16 protein-coding genes are annotated in these 18684 nt (G+C 69.5%); 11 read left to right on the forward strand and 5 right to left on the reverse strand.

Going from position 1 to position 18684, the window contains the following annotated elements:
* Nucleotides 1–5: 5 nt before the first annotated feature.
* From gltX to OHU34_RS12820, 3 genes are all read right to left on the reverse strand, one after another.
* On the reverse strand, nt 6–1490 hold the full coding sequence (gene gltX / locus OHU34_RS12810) for a glutamate--tRNA ligase (RefSeq protein ID WP_142266304.1): 1485 nt from the start codon (nt 1488–1490) through the stop codon (nt 6–8).
* The gene (locus OHU34_RS12815; RefSeq protein ID WP_020128759.1) at nt 1483–2268 is read right to left on the reverse strand and encodes a fumarylacetoacetate hydrolase family protein; all 786 of its coding nucleotides are present in this window, start codon (nt 2266–2268) and stop codon (nt 1483–1485) included. Before OHU34_RS12815 ends, gltX begins: the two co-directional genes overlap by 8 nt.
* Before the next feature lie 147 nt (nt 2269–2415).
* A complete protein-coding gene (locus OHU34_RS12820) occupies nt 2416–2604 on the reverse strand; it encodes a hypothetical protein (RefSeq protein ID WP_171399624.1) in 189 nt (62 codons plus the stop codon).
* A gap of 602 nt (nt 2605–3206) precedes the next feature.
* On the opposite strand from OHU34_RS12820, the gene OHU34_RS12825 reads away from it, so the two are divergent.
* The 8 genes from OHU34_RS12825 to OHU34_RS12860 all read left to right on the forward strand — a co-directional run bounded on the left by OHU34_RS12825 (nt 3207) and on the right by OHU34_RS12860 (nt 13817).
* Nucleotides 3207–6974 carry a nitrate- and nitrite sensing domain-containing protein gene (locus tag OHU34_RS12825; RefSeq protein ID WP_405766368.1) on the forward strand — a complete coding sequence of 1256 codons (3768 nt, stop codon included), beginning with the start codon at nt 3207–3209 and terminating at the stop codon, nt 6972–6974.
* 9 nt (nt 6975–6983) lie between these two features.
* Nucleotides 6984–7397, forward strand: a complete 414-nt coding sequence (locus OHU34_RS12830; RefSeq protein ID WP_020128762.1) for a roadblock/LC7 domain-containing protein — start codon at nt 6984–6986, stop codon at nt 7395–7397.
* A 112-nt stretch (nt 7398–7509) separates the two neighbouring features.
* Nucleotides 7510–7908 (forward strand): DUF742 domain-containing protein, encoded by a 399-nt coding sequence (locus tag OHU34_RS12835; RefSeq protein ID WP_009190816.1) that lies wholly within the window; start codon nt 7510–7512, stop codon nt 7906–7908.
* Nucleotides 7889–8464, forward strand: a complete 576-nt coding sequence (locus OHU34_RS12840; RefSeq protein WP_054239771.1) for an ATP/GTP-binding protein — start codon at nt 7889–7891, stop codon at nt 8462–8464. The genes OHU34_RS12835 and OHU34_RS12840 overlap by 20 nt, the downstream gene beginning before the upstream one ends.
* Nucleotides 8465–8839: 375 nt before the next feature.
* Nucleotides 8840–12148 (forward strand): nitrate- and nitrite sensing domain-containing protein, encoded by a 3309-nt coding sequence (locus OHU34_RS12845; RefSeq protein ID WP_405766370.1) that lies wholly within the window; start codon nt 8840–8842, stop codon nt 12146–12148.
* Nucleotides 12149–12158: 10 nt separating this feature from the next.
* Nucleotides 12159–12572 (forward strand): roadblock/LC7 domain-containing protein, encoded by a 414-nt coding sequence (locus tag OHU34_RS12850; RefSeq protein WP_037737006.1) that lies wholly within the window; start codon nt 12159–12161, stop codon nt 12570–12572.
* A gap of 95 nt (nt 12573–12667) precedes the next feature.
* Nucleotides 12668–13255: a DUF742 domain-containing protein gene (locus tag OHU34_RS12855; RefSeq protein WP_028807404.1), complete on the forward strand. Its 588-nt coding sequence runs from the start codon at nt 12668–12670 to the stop codon at nt 13253–13255.
* Entirely contained in the window at nt 13236–13817 is a 582-nt protein-coding gene (locus tag OHU34_RS12860) for an ATP/GTP-binding protein (RefSeq protein WP_054239772.1), read from the forward strand. The genes OHU34_RS12855 and OHU34_RS12860 overlap by 20 nt, the downstream gene beginning before the upstream one ends.
* Before the next feature lie 162 nt (nt 13818–13979).
* On the opposite strand, the gene OHU34_RS12865 is transcribed toward OHU34_RS12860, so the two are convergent.
* Both OHU34_RS12865 and OHU34_RS12870 read right to left on the reverse strand, forming a co-directional pair.
* A complete protein-coding gene (locus OHU34_RS12865) occupies nt 13980–14171 on the reverse strand; it encodes an acyl-CoA carboxylase subunit epsilon (RefSeq protein ID WP_020131456.1) in 192 nt (63 codons plus the stop codon).
* Nucleotides 14172–14238: 67 nt separating this feature from the next.
* The gene (locus OHU34_RS12870) at nt 14239–15843 is read right to left on the reverse strand and encodes an acyl-CoA carboxylase subunit beta (RefSeq protein ID WP_142266302.1); all 1605 of its coding nucleotides are present in this window, start codon (nt 15841–15843) and stop codon (nt 14239–14241) included.
* A 363-nt stretch (nt 15844–16206) separates the two neighbouring features.
* On the opposite strand from OHU34_RS12870, the gene OHU34_RS12875 reads away from it, so the two are divergent.
* The 3 genes from OHU34_RS12875 (at nt 16207) to OHU34_RS12885 (ending at nt 18627) form a co-directional block, all read left to right on the forward strand.
* Nucleotides 16207–16818 (forward strand): YceI family protein, encoded by a 612-nt coding sequence (locus tag OHU34_RS12875; protein WP_142266301.1) that lies wholly within the window; start codon nt 16207–16209, stop codon nt 16816–16818.
* A 93-nt stretch (nt 16819–16911) separates the two neighbouring features.
* Nucleotides 16912–17550 (forward strand): hypothetical protein, encoded by a 639-nt coding sequence (locus OHU34_RS12880; protein WP_020131453.1) that lies wholly within the window; start codon nt 16912–16914, stop codon nt 17548–17550.
* Nucleotides 17551–17841: 291 nt separating this feature from the next.
* Nucleotides 17842–18627, forward strand: a complete 786-nt coding sequence (locus tag OHU34_RS12885) for a trypsin-like serine protease (RefSeq protein ID WP_142266300.1) — start codon at nt 17842–17844, stop codon at nt 18625–18627.
* The last annotated feature ends 57 nt before the right edge of the window (nt 18628–18684 follow it).

Raw genomic sequence — 18684 nt, forward strand, 5'->3', positions numbered from 1 at the left:
CGCCGCTATGCGGCGAGCTTCGCCAGGGCCGCGTCGACGCGGGCCAGCGTCTTCTCCTTGCCCAGGATCTCCAGGGACTCGAAGAGCGGCAGGCCGACCGTGCGGCCGGTGACGGCGACGCGGACCGGGGCCTGGGCCTTGCCGAGCTTGAGGCCGTGCGCCTCGCCGGCGGCCAGGACGGCCTCCTTCAGGGACTCGGACGAGGTCCAGTCGGCGGCCGCCAGCTTCTCGCGGGCCGTCGTGAGCAGCGCGTCACTGCCCTCCTTCATCGCCTTCGTCCAGCTGGCCTCGTCGAAGACCGGCTCGGGGAGGAAGAGGAAGTCGACGTTGTCGGTGATCTCCGACAGCACCTTCAGACGGGTCTGGGCGTGCGGGGCGATCGCCTCCCACCGGGCCTCGTCGAAGTCCTGCGGGGACCAGGGGGCGTAGGGGGCCTTCAGCCAGGGCGCGCAGCGCTCCGTGAAGTCCTTCACGTCCAGCAGGCGGATGTGGTCGGCGTTGATCGCCTCGCACTTCTTCAGGTCGAAGCGCGCCGGGTTGGGGTTGACGTCCGCGATCTCGAAGGCCGCGGTCATCTCGTCCATGGTGAAGATGTCCTGGTCGGCCGAGAGCGACCAGCCGAGCAGCGAGAGGTAGTTGAGCAGACCCTCGGGGAGGAAGCCGCGCTCGCGGTAGAGGTTGAGAGAGGACTCCGGGTCCCGCTTCGACAGCTTCTTGTTCCCCTCGCCCATCACGTACGGCAGGTGACCGAAGTGCGGGGTGCCCTGGGCGATGCCCAGTTCGGTCAGCGCCTTGTAGAGGGCGATCTGGCGGGGGGTGGAGGAGAGCAGGTCCTCGCCCCGCAGGACGTGCGTGATCTCCATCAGCGCGTCGTCGACCGGGTTGACCAGCGTGTACAGCGGGGCGCCGTTCGCACGGACGATGCCGAAGTCGGGCACGTTCTCCGGGGTGAACGTCAGCTCGCCGCGGACCAGGTCCGTGAAGGTGATCGTCTCGTCGGGCATGCGGAAGCGGACGATCGGGGTGCGGCCCTGCGCCTTGTACTCCGCCACCTGCGCCTCGGTGAGGTCGCGGCAGTGCCCGTCGTAGCCGGAGGGCCTGCCTGCGGCGCGGGCGGCGTCGCGGCGGGTGTCCAGCTCCTCCTGGGAGCAGTAGCAGTGGTAGGCGTGGCCGGCGTCGAGGAGCTTGCGGGCGACGTCGGCGTAGAGGTCCATCCGCTGCGACTGGCGGTACGGCGCGTGCGGGCCGCCGACCTCGGGGCCCTCGTCCCAGTCGAAGCCCAGCCAGCGCAGCGAGTCCAGGAGCTGGTTGTAGGACTCCTCGGAGTCACGGGCCGCGTCGGTGTCCTCGATGCGGAAGACCAGCGTGCCCTGGTGGTGCTTGGCGAACGCCCAGTTGAACAGGGCGGTGCGGACCAGGCCCACGTGGGGGTTACCGGTGGGCGAGGGACAGAAACGGACGCGTACGGGGGAGCCGGGTGCGCTAGCCACGCTTGACAACCTTGTTGGTGAGAGTGCCGATGCCTTCGATGGTGACGGCGACCTCGTCGCCGACGACCAGGGGGCCTACCCCTGCCGGGGTGCCCGTGAGGATCACGTCGCCGGGGAGCAGCGTCATGGCCTCGGTGATGTTGACGATCAGATCCTCGATCGAGTGGATCATCTCGCTGGTGCGGCCGAGCTGCCGCTGCTGCCCGTTGACCGTCAGCTGGACGGTGAGGTCGCCCGCGGTCTCGAGGTCCAGGCCGGTCTCCACCCAGGGGCCCAGCGGGCACGAGGTGTCGAAGCCCTTGGCCCGGGCCCACTGCTTCTCGCGCTTCTGGACGTCGCGGGCGGTGACGTCGTTCGCGCAGGTGTAGCCGAAGATCACGTCCTTGACGCGCTCCCGGGGGACCTCGCGGCAGAGCCGGCCGATGACCACGGCGAGCTCGGCCTCGTGATGGACCTCCTCGGAGAAGGCCGGGTACTGGATGGCGTCGCCGGGACCGATCACCGAGGTGGACGGCTTGAAGAAGGCGAACGGGGCGTCCGGCACCTCGTTGCCCAGCTCGCGCGCGTGCTCGGCGTAGTTGCGGCCGAAGGCCACGACCTTGTTGGGCAGGACGGGCGGGAGCAGCCGGACCTTGCTCAGCGGCACCTTGGTGCCGGAGAGCTCGAAGTCCGTGAACGGGATGCCCTTGATGATGTCGAGGACGAGCTCGTCCGGCTTGTCGCCCTCGACCGCGCCGAAGGCGACGTTCCCGTCGATGGAGAACCTGGCGATGCGCACGGGTTGGTTGGCCCCTTGACTGAGCTGGCTGGAGTGTGACGCCCCAGGCTAACGCGGAAGGGCGCCCCCGGCCGGGGACGCCCTTGACATCCGTGGGTGGCCGCCTTGAGCATTCGGCGGCCGGTGCCCGTATCTCCGCGTGAAGATCTACTCCGCGACGGAGGCCGCCACCGGCACCTCCATAAGGATGGTGCGCTTGGGGTTCGCAGTCTGGGCGGGAAGTTCGACGGAGTGCTCCTGCTGCTCGGGGAGCTGGAGTTCGTCGGCGTCCGTGAGGTGCGCCAGGGTCGTGCGGCGGGGGTTGGCGATCTTGTGGAACATCGTCGTCGTCTTCACTGTTGTACGTGACCCTGTCGTGTCCGGGCGTCCGGGAAGCCCTCAAGGGCCTCCGCACGGACGCGGTTTGTCGGATGCGTCATCCCTGTAAAGCGTCAGGCTAAACACGCGATTCCCGGTGAAGACGTGAAGGTCGCATGATCAGCGTGTGAGTTTGCTCACGAATCAAGGGGCAAAGCGGTCATTTCCGACTGCCCGGTGACCTACACCAAACGGACATTTGTCACCTGAAGCGCTCATTCCGCTCCTGATCATGGCGACTGGGACACCCCCCGGTCGCCACCCCTTCCCACCCTTATGTCCGCCTTACGTGGGATCATTTTCTACATCCCGTAACTTGACCCTCACGTCGTGTCACGGATGTCACAGCCTGGCCAACGGGCCTTGTTGGAGATCCTGCACTGTGCTGGAATTCCTCGGACCGCCGCGGGATCGAGCCGGCGCACAGAGGGCGCCCAGCGCGCCCGGTGGCGGCGAGGACAGGGGGAGCCAGCGCCGGTACTCACGACCAATTGGCGGGCGTATTCAGGACGCCCGCCAACACGCCGACACCGTCCTTCCGTTCGCGCGGAGGGGCGCCTGGTCCAGAGGTTGCGACGCTAGTGCAGGGACGTTTCAAGAGGGATGGCAGCGCTTCGGCCGAGCCGGAGCCGCACGGCGGGACTGGCCCGATGGCAGTCGGCTCCTCGCCCCAGCACGCCCAGAACCAGGGCCCCAATCCGTCCGGCGACGGCGGTGAGCGCTCCGGGCGACCCGGTGCGTCCGCGTCGGCGACTACTCCTCCCCCGGCTCCGACGAAGCCGCCGACCGGCCCCAGCGGCCCCGGCCCGCGGGTGGCACTGCGCAACTGGCGCATCTCCACGCGTCTGGTGGCGCTGCTGACCCTGCCCGTGGTCGCGGCCACCTCGCTGGGCGCGCTGCGCATCAACCAGTCGATGGACGACATCCAGCAGCTCGACAACATGAAGCTGCTGACGGACATGACCAAGCAGGCCACCGACCTGGCCGACGCGCTCCAGGACGAGCGCGACCGCTCGGCCGGCCCGCTGGCGCACAACGGCAAGGCGACCGACCCCGGTATCAAGGGCCTGCGCGAGAAGACGGACCGCGCGCTGAGCGCCTTCCAGGACTCGTCGGAGGAGATCGACGGCGCCACCGCGGACGGCAACCTCCAGGGTGTCCGGGACAGCCTCGTCGGTCTGCTGAGCGACCTGGGCAACCTCGCCAAGGTCCGTTCGACGGCCTACGCGGAGAAGGGCAACTCCACCCAGACGGTGGAGGCCTACCACCGCCTCATCACCAGCCTGCTCGACCTGTCCCAGGACATGGCGCAGGCCACGAGCAACCCGGAGATGATCCAGCGCACGCGTGCGCTGGCCGCCTTCTCCTCCGCCAAGGAGTACGCCTCCGTCCAGCGCGCCGTGCTCGCGGCGGCGCTGCCGGTGGGCAACACCGTCTACGGCGACCTCTCCGAGAACGACCGGCAGTACGCCGAGGCCGGACTCGAGAACCAGGACTCCGAACTCGCGAGTTTCCGCAGCATCTACGGCGACGGGGGCGCCGAGGAGCTGCTGAAGCCGATCGAGCAGGGCAACCCGGTCATCGAGGACGCCGACACCTACGCCACCCGGGCGCTCAGCTCCTCCAGCGGTCTGGAGTCGCTGGACAAGCAGTCGTACCAGGACTGGCTCGACGCCAGCTCCACCAAGATCAAGCAGATGAACAACATCGAGCTCACGCTGCTCGAGAACATGGAGCAGAAGGCGCGTGAGCTGCGCGCCGAGTCGGAGCGCGAAGCGATCATCTCCGGTGCGCTCATCCTGCTCGTGCTGGGTGTCTCGCTGGTCGGCGCGTTCGTCGTCGCCCGGTCCATGATCCGTTCGCTGCGCCGCCTCCAGGAGACCGCCACCAAGGTCGCCCAGGACCGGCTGCCCGAGCTGGTCAAGCAGCTGTCCGAGTCCGACCCGCAGGACGTCGACACGTCCGTGGAGTCGGTCGGTGTGCACTCCCGGGACGAGATCGGCCAGGTGGCCGCGGCCTTCGACGACGTGCACCGCGAGGCGGTCCGCCTCGCCGCCGAGCAGGCCCTGCTCCGGGGCAACGTCAACGCGATGTTCACCAACCTCTCGCGCCGCTCCCAGGGCCTCATCCAGCGTCAGCTCTCGCTCATCTCCGAACTGGAGTCCCGCGAGGCCGACCCGGACCAGCTGTCCTCGCTCTTCAAGCTCGACCACCTCGCGACCCGCATGCGCCGTAACGGTGAGAACCTCCTCGTCCTCGCGGGTGAGGAGCCCGGCCGTCGCTGGACCCGTCCGGTCCCGCTGGTCGACGTGCTCCGCGCCGCCGCGTCCGAGGTGGAGCAGTACGAGCGCATCGAACTGGCCTCCGTGCCGACCACCGAAGTGGCCGGCCGGGTCGTCAACGACCTCGTGCACCTCCTCGCCGAGCTGCTCGAGAACGCCACCTCGTTCTCCTCCCCGCAGACGAAGGTCAAGGTCACCGGTCACGCGCTGCCCGACGGCCGTGTCCTGATCGAGATCCACGACACCGGTATCGGCCTCTCCCCCGAGGACCTCGCCGCGATCAACGAGCGGCTCGCCTCGCCGCCCACCGTGGACGTGTCGGTCTCCCGACGCATGGGTCTGTTCGTGGTCGGCCGGCTGTCCCAGCGGCACGGCATCCGCATCCAGCTGCGTCCCTCCGACTCCGGTGGCACGACCGCGCTGGTCATGCTGCCCGTGGACGTCGCCCAGGGCGGCAAGAAGCCTCAGCCCAAGCCCGGCCAGGGCAGCGTCGCGGGTGGTCCCGCCGCCGCGCAGGCCGCCGCGGGCGTCGCCGCCGCGCGTCGCCAGAACGGCTCGCAGAACGGTTCGCAGGGCGGGGCCCTCGGCTCCGGTCCCGGCACCGGCGGCCGGCTCGCCCCCGGTCAGGGTCCCCGGGCCGCGCTGCCCGGCCGTGACGGCGGTGGCCGCCCCGGTGGTCAGCAGCCGCGCGGACCGCAGCAGCCGCCGGCCTCCCCCCAGCAGGGCCGACCGGCTCCGGCCGGTGCGGGTTCCGGCTTCGGCGGTCAGGCTCCGGGCGCGCCGCAGGGTCTCCAGGCGGCCGGTACGGCCTCCCAGGGTGTGGACATGTTCGGCGGACGTCCGACCCAGCAGCGGGGCAACAAGGCCGATCAGGGTGGCCGCGGCCGTCAGCCGCAGCTGCCGCCGCGCGGTGGTCCGCGCGCCGAGCTGCCGGGCGGCAACCCGCAGCCGCGGGTGACCTCCTGGGGCGACGAGAACGCCCAGCCGCCGGTCCCCCGCAGCCCGCTGGACGCCCCGCGCGGTCACGAGGAGCCGGACGTCGCCCAGACGTCGCGCATGCCGCGCATCGACGACCGCCAGGGTCCCGGCGCCACCGCCGAGATACCGGCGATCCCGCGCACCGACGACCGCCAGAGCCCGGCGGGCCCCGCCGACTTCGGCCGTCCCGTCGCGAACGGTCTCCACAGCACCGGCCAGTTCCCGGCCGTGGGCAACCCCCAGACGGGTCAGGGCGGACGGCAGGACACCGGCCAGTTCCAGCGTCCGGGCACCAACGGCCGGCCGGACCCGGCGCAGTTCCAGCGCCCCGGTACCGGCGGCCAGCAGGACGAGAACGGCTTCACCCGGTCCGACGTCTTCGGTACCCCGGGCGGTCAGAACGGCTCCGCGGCCCCGAACCAGTTCGCTCCGCAGGCGTACGACAACGGCTCCACCGGCCAGTTCGCCGCACCCGGCTACGACGGTTCCTCGACCGGTCAGCACTCGCTGCCCGGCCGCCAGGACCCCTCGTCCACCGGCCAGTTCGCCGCTCCGCAGTCCGGCGGCTACGGCACCCCGGCGCAGCCGTCGGGCCCGCAGCGTCCCGTCGGGCGTCCGGAGCCGGAGGCACTGCCGCCGGCCTCGGGTCCCGGTGACGGGCGCACCCCGCTCTACGACACGCTGGAGACCAACTGGTTCCACGGTCAGCAGGCGGGCGGTGCGGCCCAGGCTCCGCAGCAACAGCAGCACCAGGAGCCGCAGGCTCCGGCTGCACCCCAGCGTCCCGCCGCCAATGCCTCCTGGCGCACCTCGCCGAACGACGAACTCGTCCGGCAGGCCGAGCGGGTCAGGCAACCGGCCGCGGGCGGCGTCACCACGTCCGGCCTGCCGCGCCGGGTGCCCAGGGCGAACCTCGTCCCGGGCACGGCTCAGCAGCAACAGCACCAACCCGGTCCGCAGGTCTCGCGTGCGCCTGACGACGTACGCGGACGGCTGACCAATCTCCGTCGGGGCATCGCGCAGGGTCGTCAGGCCGGCAACGGTCAGACCGGCAGTTTCCCGAGCCCCACTCACCAGCAGGAGCGTTAGTTGAGTCAGATGAGCCAGGCGGCACAGAACCTGAACTGGTTGATCACCAACTTCGTGGACAACACCCCTGGGGTGTCCCACACCGTTGTCGTGTCCGCCGACGGGCTCCTGCTCGCGATGTCCGAGGGCTTCCCGCGCGACAGGGCCGACCAGTTGGCGGCCGTCGCGTCGGGGCTGACCTCGCTGACGGCCGGCGCCTCCCGGATCTTCGAAGGCGGCAGCGTCGCGCAGACCGTCGTCGAGATGGAACGAGGGTTCCTCTTCCTCATGTCCGTCTCGGACGGCTCGTCGCTCGCCGTTCTCGCGCACCCCGAGTGCGACATCGGCCTCGTCGGCTACGAGATGACGCTCCTTGTGGACCGCGCGGGCGCGGTCCTCACGCCCGACCTGCGCGCCGAACTCCAGGGCAGTCTGCTCCACTGACCCGCCCCAGCACTACCCACCTCACGAAATCACCGTCCGGCCGACACAATCCCCCCACCGGCCTCGACGGACGGCACGACTGACCGCGAATGCTGTCCCGCCCGGAGGATCCATGACCCCGCCCACCGCCCATCATGATCCGTACGCGGAGCCGTACGGGGACGAGGGCGACCAGCCGCTGGTGCGTCCGTACGCGATGACCGGCGGTCGGACGCGGCCGCGCTATCAGCTCGCCATCGAGGCGCTGATCAGCACCACGGCCGACCCGGCAGCGCTCATGGGGCTGCTCCCGGAGCACCAGCGCATCTGCCATCTGTGCCGCGAGGTGAAGTCGGTCGCGGAGGTCTCGGCTCTCCTGGCCATGCCGCTCGGGGTGGCGCGGATCCTGGTCGCGGACCTCGCCGAAGCCGGACTGGTGGCCATCCACCAGCCGGGCGGCGACGAGAACAACGGCGGCGCTCCGGACGTGACGCTGCTCGAAAGGGTGCTCAGTGGACTTCGCAAGCTCTGACGGGGGGCGGGCCACCACCTCCGCGAAGATCGTGGTGGCGGGCGGCTTCGGCGTGGGCAAGACCACGTTCGTGGGCGCCGTCTCCGAGATCAACCCGCTGCGCACGGAGGCCGTCATGACGTCCGCGAGCGCGGGCATCGACGACCTGACCCACACCGGGGACAAGACCACCACCACGGTGGCCATGGACTTCGGCCGTATCACGCTCGACCAGGACCTGATCCTGTACCTGTTCGGTACGCCGGGCCAGGACCGGTTCTGGTTCATGTGGGACGACCTGGTGCGCGGCGCGATCGGCGCGATCGTGCTCGTGGACACCCGCCGTCTCGCCGACTGCTTCCCGGCGGTCGACTACTTCGAGAACAGCGGCCTGCCGTTCGTCGTCGCCCTCAACGGCTTCGACGGCTCGCAGCCCTACCAGCCCGAAGAGGTGCGCGAGGCGCTCCAGATCGGACCGGACACCCCGATCATCACGACGGACGCCCGGCACCGCTCGGATGCCAAGAGTGCGCTGATCACGCTGGTCGAGCACGCGCTCATGGCGCGACTGCGGTAATTTCAAGCACCCGGTGCCGTACGGCGGTTGTCGTAGACGCTCTGGAGCCGACTGTGGCCTTTGACACGGTCGGCTCCGGTGTTCATAACGTTTCGGCAGTGGAATCCACAGGTACCGACACGCGTCGCGGTCGCTTGGTCTCGCTGCGCGCACGAAAGCCCCGCCTTTTGGCGGGGCTCGTTCTGTTTGACCGTTTTATCTGGGGCTTACATCACATCGAACCAGCGCTTTCCCATGTTTGGAAGAGCGCTGGTCGTCGTGCTGGAATGCCTGAACTGCCCAATAGTCAATGACGTACTGATGGTCGATGGCTGACCGGGCTCTGAGACACTGCGGCACGACGAAGGTGCCGACCGCCGAGAGGTTGTTGGTCGAGTGAGGCGAAGCAAGCAAAGTCCCGAGCCGGCGGCCCGGGGCAACTTCACCCCGCCGCCGCGCGGAGCGGCGCCCGCCCCTGTGCCCGGTTCGGAGCCGGCGTCCGCCCCCGCGAAGAGCGGCGGCCGCCTCTCCCCGCGGAACTGGCGGGTGCCCACCCGGCTGAACGCGATCCTGCTCATACCCGTGGTGGTCGGCCTGGTCATGGGCGGCTTCCAGGTGAAGAACTCGATCGACACCTGGCAGGAGGCCCGCGACGCCGAGAAGACGGCGAAGATCGTGGCCGCCGCCGGCGAGTACGCCGAGGCCCTGCTGAACGAGCGGGACATCAGCGCCCAGCCGCTGCTCCAGTCCAAGAAGGACGACTCCAACGTCAAGGCGGCCCGCGCCACGACCGACGCGAAGGCCACCGCCTTCCACGACGAGGTCGCCGGGATGCCGGACAAGGAAGGCCTCAAGCGCCGCCTGAAGCTGGTGGAGGAGGCCGAGCCGACTCTGACGAAGATTCGCGCCGCCGCCTACACCAAGGCCCTGGACCCGGTGAAGACCGAAGAGGGTTACGTCGCGGTCGAGCACCTGCTGATGGAGTTCTCCAACGAGCTCGGCCTCGGCACCGGGAACATCACCGCCTACGGCCGTACCGTCTACGCGGTCGCCCTGGCCAAGGGCGCCGAGTCCCTCCAGCGCGCGATCGGCATGCACCTGCTGGTCCGGCCCAGCCCCGACGAGACGGTCTTCCGGCAGCAGCTCACCGCCTTCACCTCGTACGCCTACCTCGAGGGCATCGCCCAGCAGGAGTACGTCTCCGGTGGCACCACCGAGGACGCCGCGCGGCTCACCGAGGTCATGAAGGAGAAGACCGAGGAGGGCGCGCAGCAGGCCGCCGACGCGAAGGCCAAGGCCGAGGCCGAGGGCGAGGAGTTCACCGCTCCGCCGACCATGGACAAGATGATCCAGGCGATCGCCAGCGGGCAGTCTCCGTCGAAGCTCGCCGAGCAGGGCGTCACCGCCCAGGCCTGGATGACGGCAGCGACGCTGAAGTTCGAGGGCTACAGCCAGGTCGAGAGCGAACTCATCGACCGCGCGGTCACCGACGCCGGTGAGATCGCCTCCGACGCGCAGCGCGACGCCATCATCAACGGCGCCATCGTCATCATCGCCCTGCTCGCCGCGTTCATCGTCGCCAGTCTCATGGCCCGCCAGATGAGCCAGGCCATGCGCCAGCTGCGCAACGCCGCCTTCGGCATCGCCGAGCAGCGGCTGCCGATGCTGGTCGACCAGCTCTCGCGCACCGACCCTGGCCGGGTGGACACCCGTGTCCAGCCGATCCCCATCAACACCAGGGACGAGATCGGCGAGGTCGCCCGCGCCTTCGACCAGGTCCACCGCGAGGCCGTCCGACTGGCCGCCGAGCAGGCTCTGCTCCGGGGCAACATCAACGCGATCTTCACCAACCTCTCGCGCCGCAACCAGTCCCTGATCGAGGGTCAGCTGACCCTGATCACCGACCTGGAGAACAACGAGGCCGACCCGGACCAGTTGGAGAACCTCTTCCGTCTGGACCACCTCGCCACCCGTATGCGCCGCAACGGCGAGAACCTCCTGGTCCTCGCCGGCGAGGAGCCCGGCCGCCGCTGGGACCAGCCGGTCCCGCTGGTCGACGTGCTGCGCGCCGCCTCCTCCGAGGTGGAGCAGTACGAGCGCATCGAGCTGTCCGGCGTACCCGAGGCCGAGATCCACGGCCGTGCCGTGACCGACCTCGTGCACCTGCTCGCCGAGCTTCTGGAGAACGCGACCACGTTCTCCTCCCCGCAGACCAAGGTGCGCGTCACGGCCACCCGTCTCCCCGACGGCCGGGTCATGATCGAGATCCACGACAAGGGCATCGGTCTCACCGCCGAGGACTTCGCGGACATCAACCACAAGCTGGCCAACCCGCCGACGGTGGACGCCGCGATCTCGCAGCGCATGGGCCTGTTCGTGGTCGGCCGGCTGTCCGACCGGCACGGTATCCGCGTCCAGCTGCGCCCCTCGGGCGAGCAGGCCGGCACCACCTCGCTGGTCATGCTCCCGGACGCCATCACCCACGGTGGCGGTGGCGAGCAGCAGCCCCGCGACGAGTTCACCGTCTCGCAGATCATCCCGGAGCAGAACTACGGCGGTGGCGGCGAGGACTTCAACAACGGTCTGCCGATGCGCACCGCCGCGGAGCTCGGCTTCGACGACAGCCAGTACGAGGTCCCCGACGACATCCGCGACCTGGACCCGGTGGGCCGCTCGCTGATGCGCGAGGAGCGCCGTGCGGCCCTGGAGACCCAGCCGGGTCAGCCGGGCCAGCCGACCGGGCAGCAGCAGTCGGCCGATGGCTTCGACGCGCCCCGTCAGCAGCAGTCGTACGACGCCGGGCAGAACGGCTACGACCCCGCCCAGCAGGGTGCCGGGGCCGGCTACGACAACGGTGCGACCGGGTACGCCGAGCAGCCGGCGGCGTTCGACCAGCAGACGTCGTACGAGGAGCAGCAGCGCCCGGCGTACGACGACCAGTACTTCGCGCCGAACGGTGGCACGCCGCAGGGCGAGTCGTTCTCCGGCAACGGCGGCCTTCCGCAGGGCGACGGCTTCACGTCGAACGGCGGCTACCCGGACCCCGCGTATGCGGAGCCCGGCCGGGAGGAGCGTCCGGCGGCCCCGGCCGCCGCGTCCGAGGGCTTCCAGCCGTACCAGGAGCAGCAGTCCTACCAGGACGACTGGCCCCAGCAGAACGGCCACACGAACGGTTACCAGAACGGCTACCAGGACCAGTACGCTCCGGAACCGGAATCCACGCAGGCCGCTGACGCGGGTGAGCAGAACCGCGTAGGCTTCGACCGTCCGGGACCGTCCTCCTCCGCCTCCCACGCGCTGACCGACGCCGGTCTCCCCCGCCGCGGCTCCGCCGCAAGCGGTGCGAACGGCGCCCGGCCCGCGAAGCAGGAGCCGACGGCCTCCCCCGCGGAGAGCAACGGCGGCGGCGACTCCTGGCGCTCGGCCAACGACGAGCGCTGGCAGCAGGCCTCCGCTCTGAAGAAGCCCAAGGCGGGCGGGGTCACCTCCTCCGGCCTGCCGCGGCGGGTGCCCAAGGCCAATCTGATCGAGGGCGCCGCCGAGACCACTCCCCAGGGAGGCCCTCAGGTCTCCCGCGCCCCGGAGGACGTCCGTGGCAGGTTGAGCAACCTGCGTCGGGGCGTCCAGCGCGGACGCAACGCAGGCAGCAGTGAAACGAACGGCCAGGGCCTCGGTCCTGACAGCACCTACAACCAGGAGCGTTAGTGTGAGCCCGATGAGCCAGGCGGCACAGAACCTGAACTGGGTGATCACCAACTTCGTGGACAACACCCCGGGGGTGTCCCACACCGTGGTGGTCTCCGCCGACGGACTCCTTCTGGCGATGTCCGAAGGCTTCCCCCGCGACCGGGCCGACCAGCTCGCGGCCGTCGCCTCCGGTCTGACGTCCCTGACGGCAGGCGCCTCCCGGATCTTCGAGGGAGGCAGCGTGAACCAGACGGTTGTGGAGATGGAGCGGGGATTCCTCTTCCTCATGTCCATTTCCGACGGTTCCTCGCTCGCGGTTCTCGCCCACCCGGAGGCGGACATCGGCCTCATTGGGTACGAGATGGCCCTTCTGGTGGACCGTGCGGGTTCGGTCCTGACCCCTGACCTTCGTGCGGAGCTCCAAGGGAGCCTTCTCAACTAACAAACGAACGGTGCGTTTTGGCGTCCCGAGGCCGTAGGGTTTCGGGACGCGGCTTCCACGTGATGGGTGCCAGGCACATCGGAGGAGGAGAGAGAGTGGCAACACCCCCAGGCGGATCGAATTCGGGCAACTGGTCGTACGGCCCTGCCCAGGGCCAGGGCGACGGTTCCCAGAACCCGAACCGTTACAACTTCCCCTCCGCGCCCAGCCAGCAGCGGCCGTACACGCCCCAGGGTCCGCAGGGTCCCGGGCCGTCACCGTACGACCAGCCGTCGGCCCCGCGCATCCAGCCCGTACAGCCGCACCGCCGCACCCCGGAGCCGGCGCCCGCAGGGGCGTCGAACAACCCGCTGGTGCGTCCGTACGCCATGACCGGTGGCCGGACCCGCCCGCGTTACCAGCTCGCCATCGAGGCGCTGGTGCACACCACTGCGCAGCCGCACCAGATGCAGGGCCAACTGCCCGAGCATCAGCGGATCTGCAACCTCTGCCGAGAGATCAAGTCGGTCGCCGAGATCTCGGCACTGCTGACCATCCCTCTCGGCGTGGCCAGGATCCTCGTCGCCGACTTGGCGGAGGCGGGACTGGTCGCCATCCATCAGCCCGGCGGCGACGAGAGCGCCGGCGGCCAGCCAGACGTGACACTGCTCGAAAGGGTGCTCAGTGGACTTCGCAAGCTCTAGCGGGGGTCCGTCCCGCTCCACCACTTCCGCGAAGATCGTGGTGGCGGGCGGCTTCGGCGTGGGCAAGACCACGTTCGTCGGGGCTGTCTCGGAGATCAACCCGCTGCGCACCGAGGCCGTCATGACGTCCGCGTCGGCGGGGATCGACGACCTGACCCACACCGGGGACAAGACCACCACCACGGTGGCCATGGACTTCGGCCGTATCACCCTGGACCAGGACCTGATCCTGTACCTGTTCGGTACGCCGGGCCAGGACCGGTTCTGGTTCATGTGGGACGACCTGGTGCGCGGCGCGATCGGCGCGATCGTGCTCGTGGACACCCGCCGTCTCGCCGACTGCTTCCCGGCGGTCGACTACTTCGAGAACAGCGGCCTGCCGTTCGTCGTCGCCCTCAACGGCTTCGACGGCTCGCAGCCCTACCAGCCGGACGAGGTCCGCGAGGCCCTGCAGATCGGTCCCGACACCCCGATCATCACGACCGACGCCCGCCACCGCGCGGACGCCAAGTCGGCGCTGATCACGCTCGTGGAGCACGCGTTGATGGCCCGCCTGCGGTAGGCCGACGGAGTGACAGGTGGGCGGCCCCTCCCGGTTCGGGAGGGGCCGCCCACGTGTTCGGCCGGGTCTGCGCCACACGCACGAGGAACACGAAGAAGGGGCCCCTCTCGGCGAGAGGGGCCCCTTCTTCGTACGGTGAAGCGGCTGGGAGCGGCGCGGTGCCTAGTGCCAGCTGTGCGGGGCGCGGAAGCCGCCCTCGCGCTCCAGGCGGCGCCAGCCGGCCTTGGGGCGGCCTCGGTGGGTCTCGGTGGGGGACGACTGGGCGGCCGCGCGGGCCAGGAGGATCGCCGTGATGGCGGCGACTTCCTCGGGCTCGGCGTGGCCCTTTTCGACGCGGATGTCGGGAGCGTTCATGGGTGCAAGTCTCCGTGGATGAGGTTTCCGCAGGGGATCCAGTGGGTTAGCCGTGGGATCTGCCGGGTTACTGCGGGGGGTTGCCGTGCTTGCGCGAGGGCAGGTCCGCATGCTTCGACTGGAGCATGGCCAGCGACCTGATGAGGACCTCACGGGTCTCGGCCGGGTCGATGACGTCGTCGACCAGTCCGCGTTCCGCCGCGTAGTACGGGTGCATCAGCTCGGACTTGTACTCCTTGACCATGCGGGCCCGCATGGCCTCGGGGTCCTCGGCCTCGGCGATCTGACGCCGGAAGATGACGTTGGCGGCACCTTCGGCGCCCATCACGGCGATCTCGTTCGTCGGCCAGGCGTAGGTGAGGTCGGCGCCGATGGACTGGCTGTCCATGACGATGTAGGCACCTCCGTAGGCCTTGCGCAGGATCAGGGAGATACGCGGCACGGTCGCGTTGCAGTAGGCGTAGAGCAGCTTCGCTCCGTGCCGGATGATTCCGCCGTGCTCCTGGTCGACGCCCGGGAGGAATCCAGGGACGTCCAGGAAGGTGACGATCGGGATATTGAAAGCGTCACACATCTGGACAAAGCGTGCAGCTTTTTCCGACGCCTCGATGTCCAGGACACCGGCGAGGGCCTGCGGCTGGTTGGCCACGATGCCGACGACCTGGCCGTCGAGCCGGGCCAGCGCGCAGATGATGTTGCGGGCCCAGCGTTCGTGGATCTCCACGTACTCGCCGTCGTCGACGATCTCCTCGATGACCTTGGTCATGTCGTACGGACGGTTGCCGTCCGCCGGGACCAGGTCGAGCAGGACGTCGCCGCGGCGGTCGGCCGGGTCGGTGGGCTCGGTGCGCGGGGGGTTCTCACGGTTGTTCTGCGGGAGCAGCGAGAGGAGGTAGCGGACCTCCGCGATGCAGGTCTCCTCGTCGTCGTACGCGAAGTGACAGACACCGGAGGTCTCGGCGTGCACGTCGGCGCCGCCGAGGCCGTTCTGGCTGATCTCCTCGCCGGTGACGGCCTTGACCACGTCCGGACCGGTGATGAACATCTGCGAGGTCTCGCGGACCATGAAGACGAAATCGGTGAGGGCGGGGCTGTAGGCCGCGCCGCCCGCACAGGGGCCCAGCATGACCGAGATCTGCGGGATCACCCCGCTCGCCCTGGTGTTGCGCTGGAAGATGCCGCCGTAACCGGCGAGGGCGGAGACGCCCTCCTGGATACGGGCGCCGGCGCCGTCGTTGAGCGAGACCAGCGGGGCGCCGGCCGCGATGGCCATGTCCATGATCTTGTGGATCTTCGTGGCGTGGGCCTCGCCCAGCGCGCCGCCGAAGATACGGAAGTCATGGGCGTAGACGAAGACCGTACGGCCCTCCACCGTGCCCCAGCCGGTGATCACACCGTCGGTGAACGGCTTCTTGGCCTCGAGGCCGAATCCGGTCGCCCGGTGCCGACGCAGCTGCTCGACCTCCTGGAAGGACCCCGGGTCGAGGAGCAGCTCGATCCGCTCCCGGGCGGTCAGCTTGCCCTTGGCGTGCTGCGCCTGGGTCGCCTTCTCGCTCGGGCCGGCCAGCGCCTGGGCACGGATCTGGTGCAGCTCGGCCACGCGGCCGCGCGCATCCGTGGGTTCCGAAGGCTCTGCGATCGGCTCGCCCGTCGTCTCTTCCAAAACGGTCATGTAGTGACCTTACGAAGCCCACCAAGGAAAGAGGGACGTCGACTCCGTACAGTCTCCGGAGCGTTTTCCTGGTAGCCCTGAACAGAACCGGGCGGGCATGCAGCCGTTCCGACTGCTCAGAGGGGATGGGGCTTGTAGGGGTCACACAAACCCCGGGACTGAGACCCGCCTCACATTCCGGGCGCGCACATGCCCTCGCCGGAGTGAAACGGAGCGTCCGGACGGCGGTCACGGCAACCGGACCCCGGCAGACCCTACCGGGCCGAAGATGTTGAACATTGAACGGAATAGGTCTACGGTCGTCCCTGTTGACCTCGTTGAAGATTAAACATACTCGATCTTCCCGTCCCCAAGGAGCACGTCATGGGTATCTTCGGCCGCAAGAACACCGACGAGACCGTCACCGCCGTCGCCGACGCCACGGTGAGCCCCGAGCTCGCCGCCCTGACCGGCGACTACTCGATCGACCCCGCCCACTCGACGCTCGGCTTCGTCGCGCGCCACGCGATGGTCACGAACGTCAAGGGCAAGTTCAACGACTTCACCGGCTCGCTGCACCTGGACGGCACCGACCCGTCGAAGTCCAGCGCCACCATCGACGTCACGATGGACAGCATCGACACCGGGTCCGCCGACCGCGACGGCCACCTGAAGACCGCCGACTTCTTCAAGACCGACGAGTTCCCGACGATGACCTTCCGCGCCACCTCGGCGGAGGCGCTGGGCGGCGACGACTACCGGATCACCGGTGACCTGACCATCCTCGGCGTCACCAAGCCGCTCAGCATCGACCTGGAGTTCAACGGCGCCGCCAAGGACCCGTTCGGCAACGAGCGTGTCGGCTTCGAGGGCAAGGCCGAGATCCTTCGCTCGGCATGGGGCCTGACCTGGAACGCGGCGCTGGAGACGGGCGGCGTTCTGGTCTCGGACAAGATCAAGCTGAACTTCGACATCTCGGCGATCAAGAACGCGTAAGCGTTCGGCTGAATACGGTGGAAAACGGCGAATAGGGGTCGGAAGCGAAGAGCTCCCGGCCCCTTTCCCTGTTCCGTGTCACAGTCGCGAGGCATGAGCACCAGGACCGGACCCCAGCACTATCCCGGCGCGAACCGCGACCACTGGTACCAGGACGACTTCGGCGGTGACCGCATGGAGGTCAACGTCGTCGTTCTGCACACCACCGAAGGGCGTTCACTGCCCGACTACCAGGGCGGCTCCGCCGCGCCCAACCTGACGGCCGTGCCGGACTTCGCCGCCAGGAAGCTGAAGTGGTACCAGCACTTCGAGATCGACGTCTCCTCGCGCGCGCTGGTCAACAAGCGCGGCGGTGTCGAGACGAACACGCTGAACGTCTGCCAGGCGGAACTCGTCGGCACCTGCGACCCCGACCTGCACGCCAAGTGGAAGGCCCGCGGCCAGGCCCACGTCTACTGGCCGAAGGCACCGGAGTGGGCGTTGCGCGCCGTCGCCGAGTACCTGGCCTGGATGCACATCCACCACCATGTCCCCCTGCGCGGACCGGCGCTCTGGCCCGCCTACCCGAAGTCCGCCGGAAATGGGGGCGGTCAGCGGATGAGCGGGGAGCGGTGGAACGCGTTCAAGGGCGTGTGCGGGCACATGCACGTGCCGGAGAACGCGCACGGGGATCCCGGGGCGCTCGACTTCGGCGGACTGCTCGACTTCGCCAAGGCGGCGGTCCAGGACTGAGACCGGCCGAGACGTACTGGCGGCCGGCCGCGCCCCGGCGAGCGCGGCCGCCAGCCGGACGGCGGAGCCGCCGGAGGGTGAGGCTGCCGGTGGCGGGGTGAGGCTGCCGGGGGGCTGATGTGGCCGAATCAGCCCCCTTGTGTGAGGGCTTGCGGGGTTCCCATAATCCAGCAACAGATTTGACCTGACCATGCCAGCGCATGGACGTTTCTTTGCGGTGCACAGCTTCGCGGTGCGCAGTTTGCGTTGACATGCTCTCGTCAAAGCCAACCCCCCACGGAAGGCAGCACCTTGAAGAAGCTCCTCACAGCGCTCAAGAGATTCGCAGCCGTCGGCGCGGCAGCCCTCGCGATCGCCAGCCTTCAGCCCCTCTCGTCAGCACAGGCCGCCCCCGCCCCCGTCGTCGGCGGAACCCGTGCCGCGCAGGGCGAGTTCCCGTTCATGGTCCGGCTCTCCATGGGCTGTGGCGGGGCGCTCTACACCCAGCAGATCGTGCTCACCGCCGCGCACTGCGTCAGCGGGACCGGCGCCAACACCAGCATCACCGCCACCGCCGGCGTCGTGGACCTCCAGTCCACCACCGGCCGGGTCCAGGTGAAGTCGACCTACGTGTACCGGGCCCCCGGCTACAACGGCAACGGCAAGGACTGGGCGCTCATCAAGCTCGCCTCGCCCATCACCACCCAGTCCACCCTGAAGATCGCCACCACCACGCAGTACAACACCGGCACCTTCACCATCGCCGGCTGGGGCTCGGCCTCCGAGGGCGGCGCCCAGCAGCGCTACCTGCTCAAGGCCACCGTGCCGTTCGTGAGCGACGCCACCTGTCGCGCGTACAGCGGCTACAGCGGTCTCGTCGCCAGTGACGAGATCTGCGCCGGATACGCGGCCGGCGGCACCGACACCTGCCAGGGCGACTCGGGCGGCCCGATGTTCCGCCGGGACGCCAACAACGCCTGGATCCAGGTCGGCATCGTGAGCTGGGGCATCGGCTGCGCCCGGGCCAACGCCCCCGGCGTCTACTCCGAGGTCTCCACCTTCGCCTCGGCCATCGCCTCGGCGGCGGCCTCGCTCTGACGCACACCCCCCGTCGCACGACCACGGGCCCGGCACCGCTGCGTGCCGGGCCCGTGG

This window comes from Streptomyces sp. NBC_00080 (genome assembly GCF_045041255.1).
Taxonomy (GTDB): domain Bacteria; phylum Actinomycetota; class Actinomycetes; order Streptomycetales; family Streptomycetaceae; genus Streptomyces; species Streptomyces coriariae.

Excerpts from the sequence above, each read along its gene's own strand:
- OHU34_RS12880 (WP_020131453.1), top strand. The coding sequence starts at position 16,912 with ATGAGCACCAGGACCGGACCCCAGCACTATCCCGGCGCGAACCGCGAC.
- OHU34_RS12875 (WP_142266301.1), top strand. The coding sequence starts at position 16,207 with ATGGGTATCTTCGGCCGCAAGAACACCGACGAGACCGTCACCGCCGTC.
- OHU34_RS12835 (WP_009190816.1), top strand. The coding sequence starts at position 7,510 with ATGACCCCGCCCACCGCCCATCATGATCCGTACGCGGAGCCGTACGGG.
- OHU34_RS12830 (WP_020128762.1), top strand. The coding sequence starts at position 6,984 with ATGAGCCAGGCGGCACAGAACCTGAACTGGTTGATCACCAACTTCGTG.
- OHU34_RS12865 (WP_020131456.1), bottom strand. The coding sequence starts at position 14,171 with ATGAACGCTCCCGACATCCGCGTCGAAAAGGGCCACGCCGAGCCCGAG.
- OHU34_RS12850 (WP_037737006.1), top strand. The coding sequence starts at position 12,159 with ATGAGCCAGGCGGCACAGAACCTGAACTGGGTGATCACCAACTTCGTG.
- OHU34_RS12870 (WP_142266302.1), bottom strand. The coding sequence starts at position 15,843 with ATGACCGTTTTGGAAGAGACGACGGGCGAGCCGATCGCAGAGCCTTCG.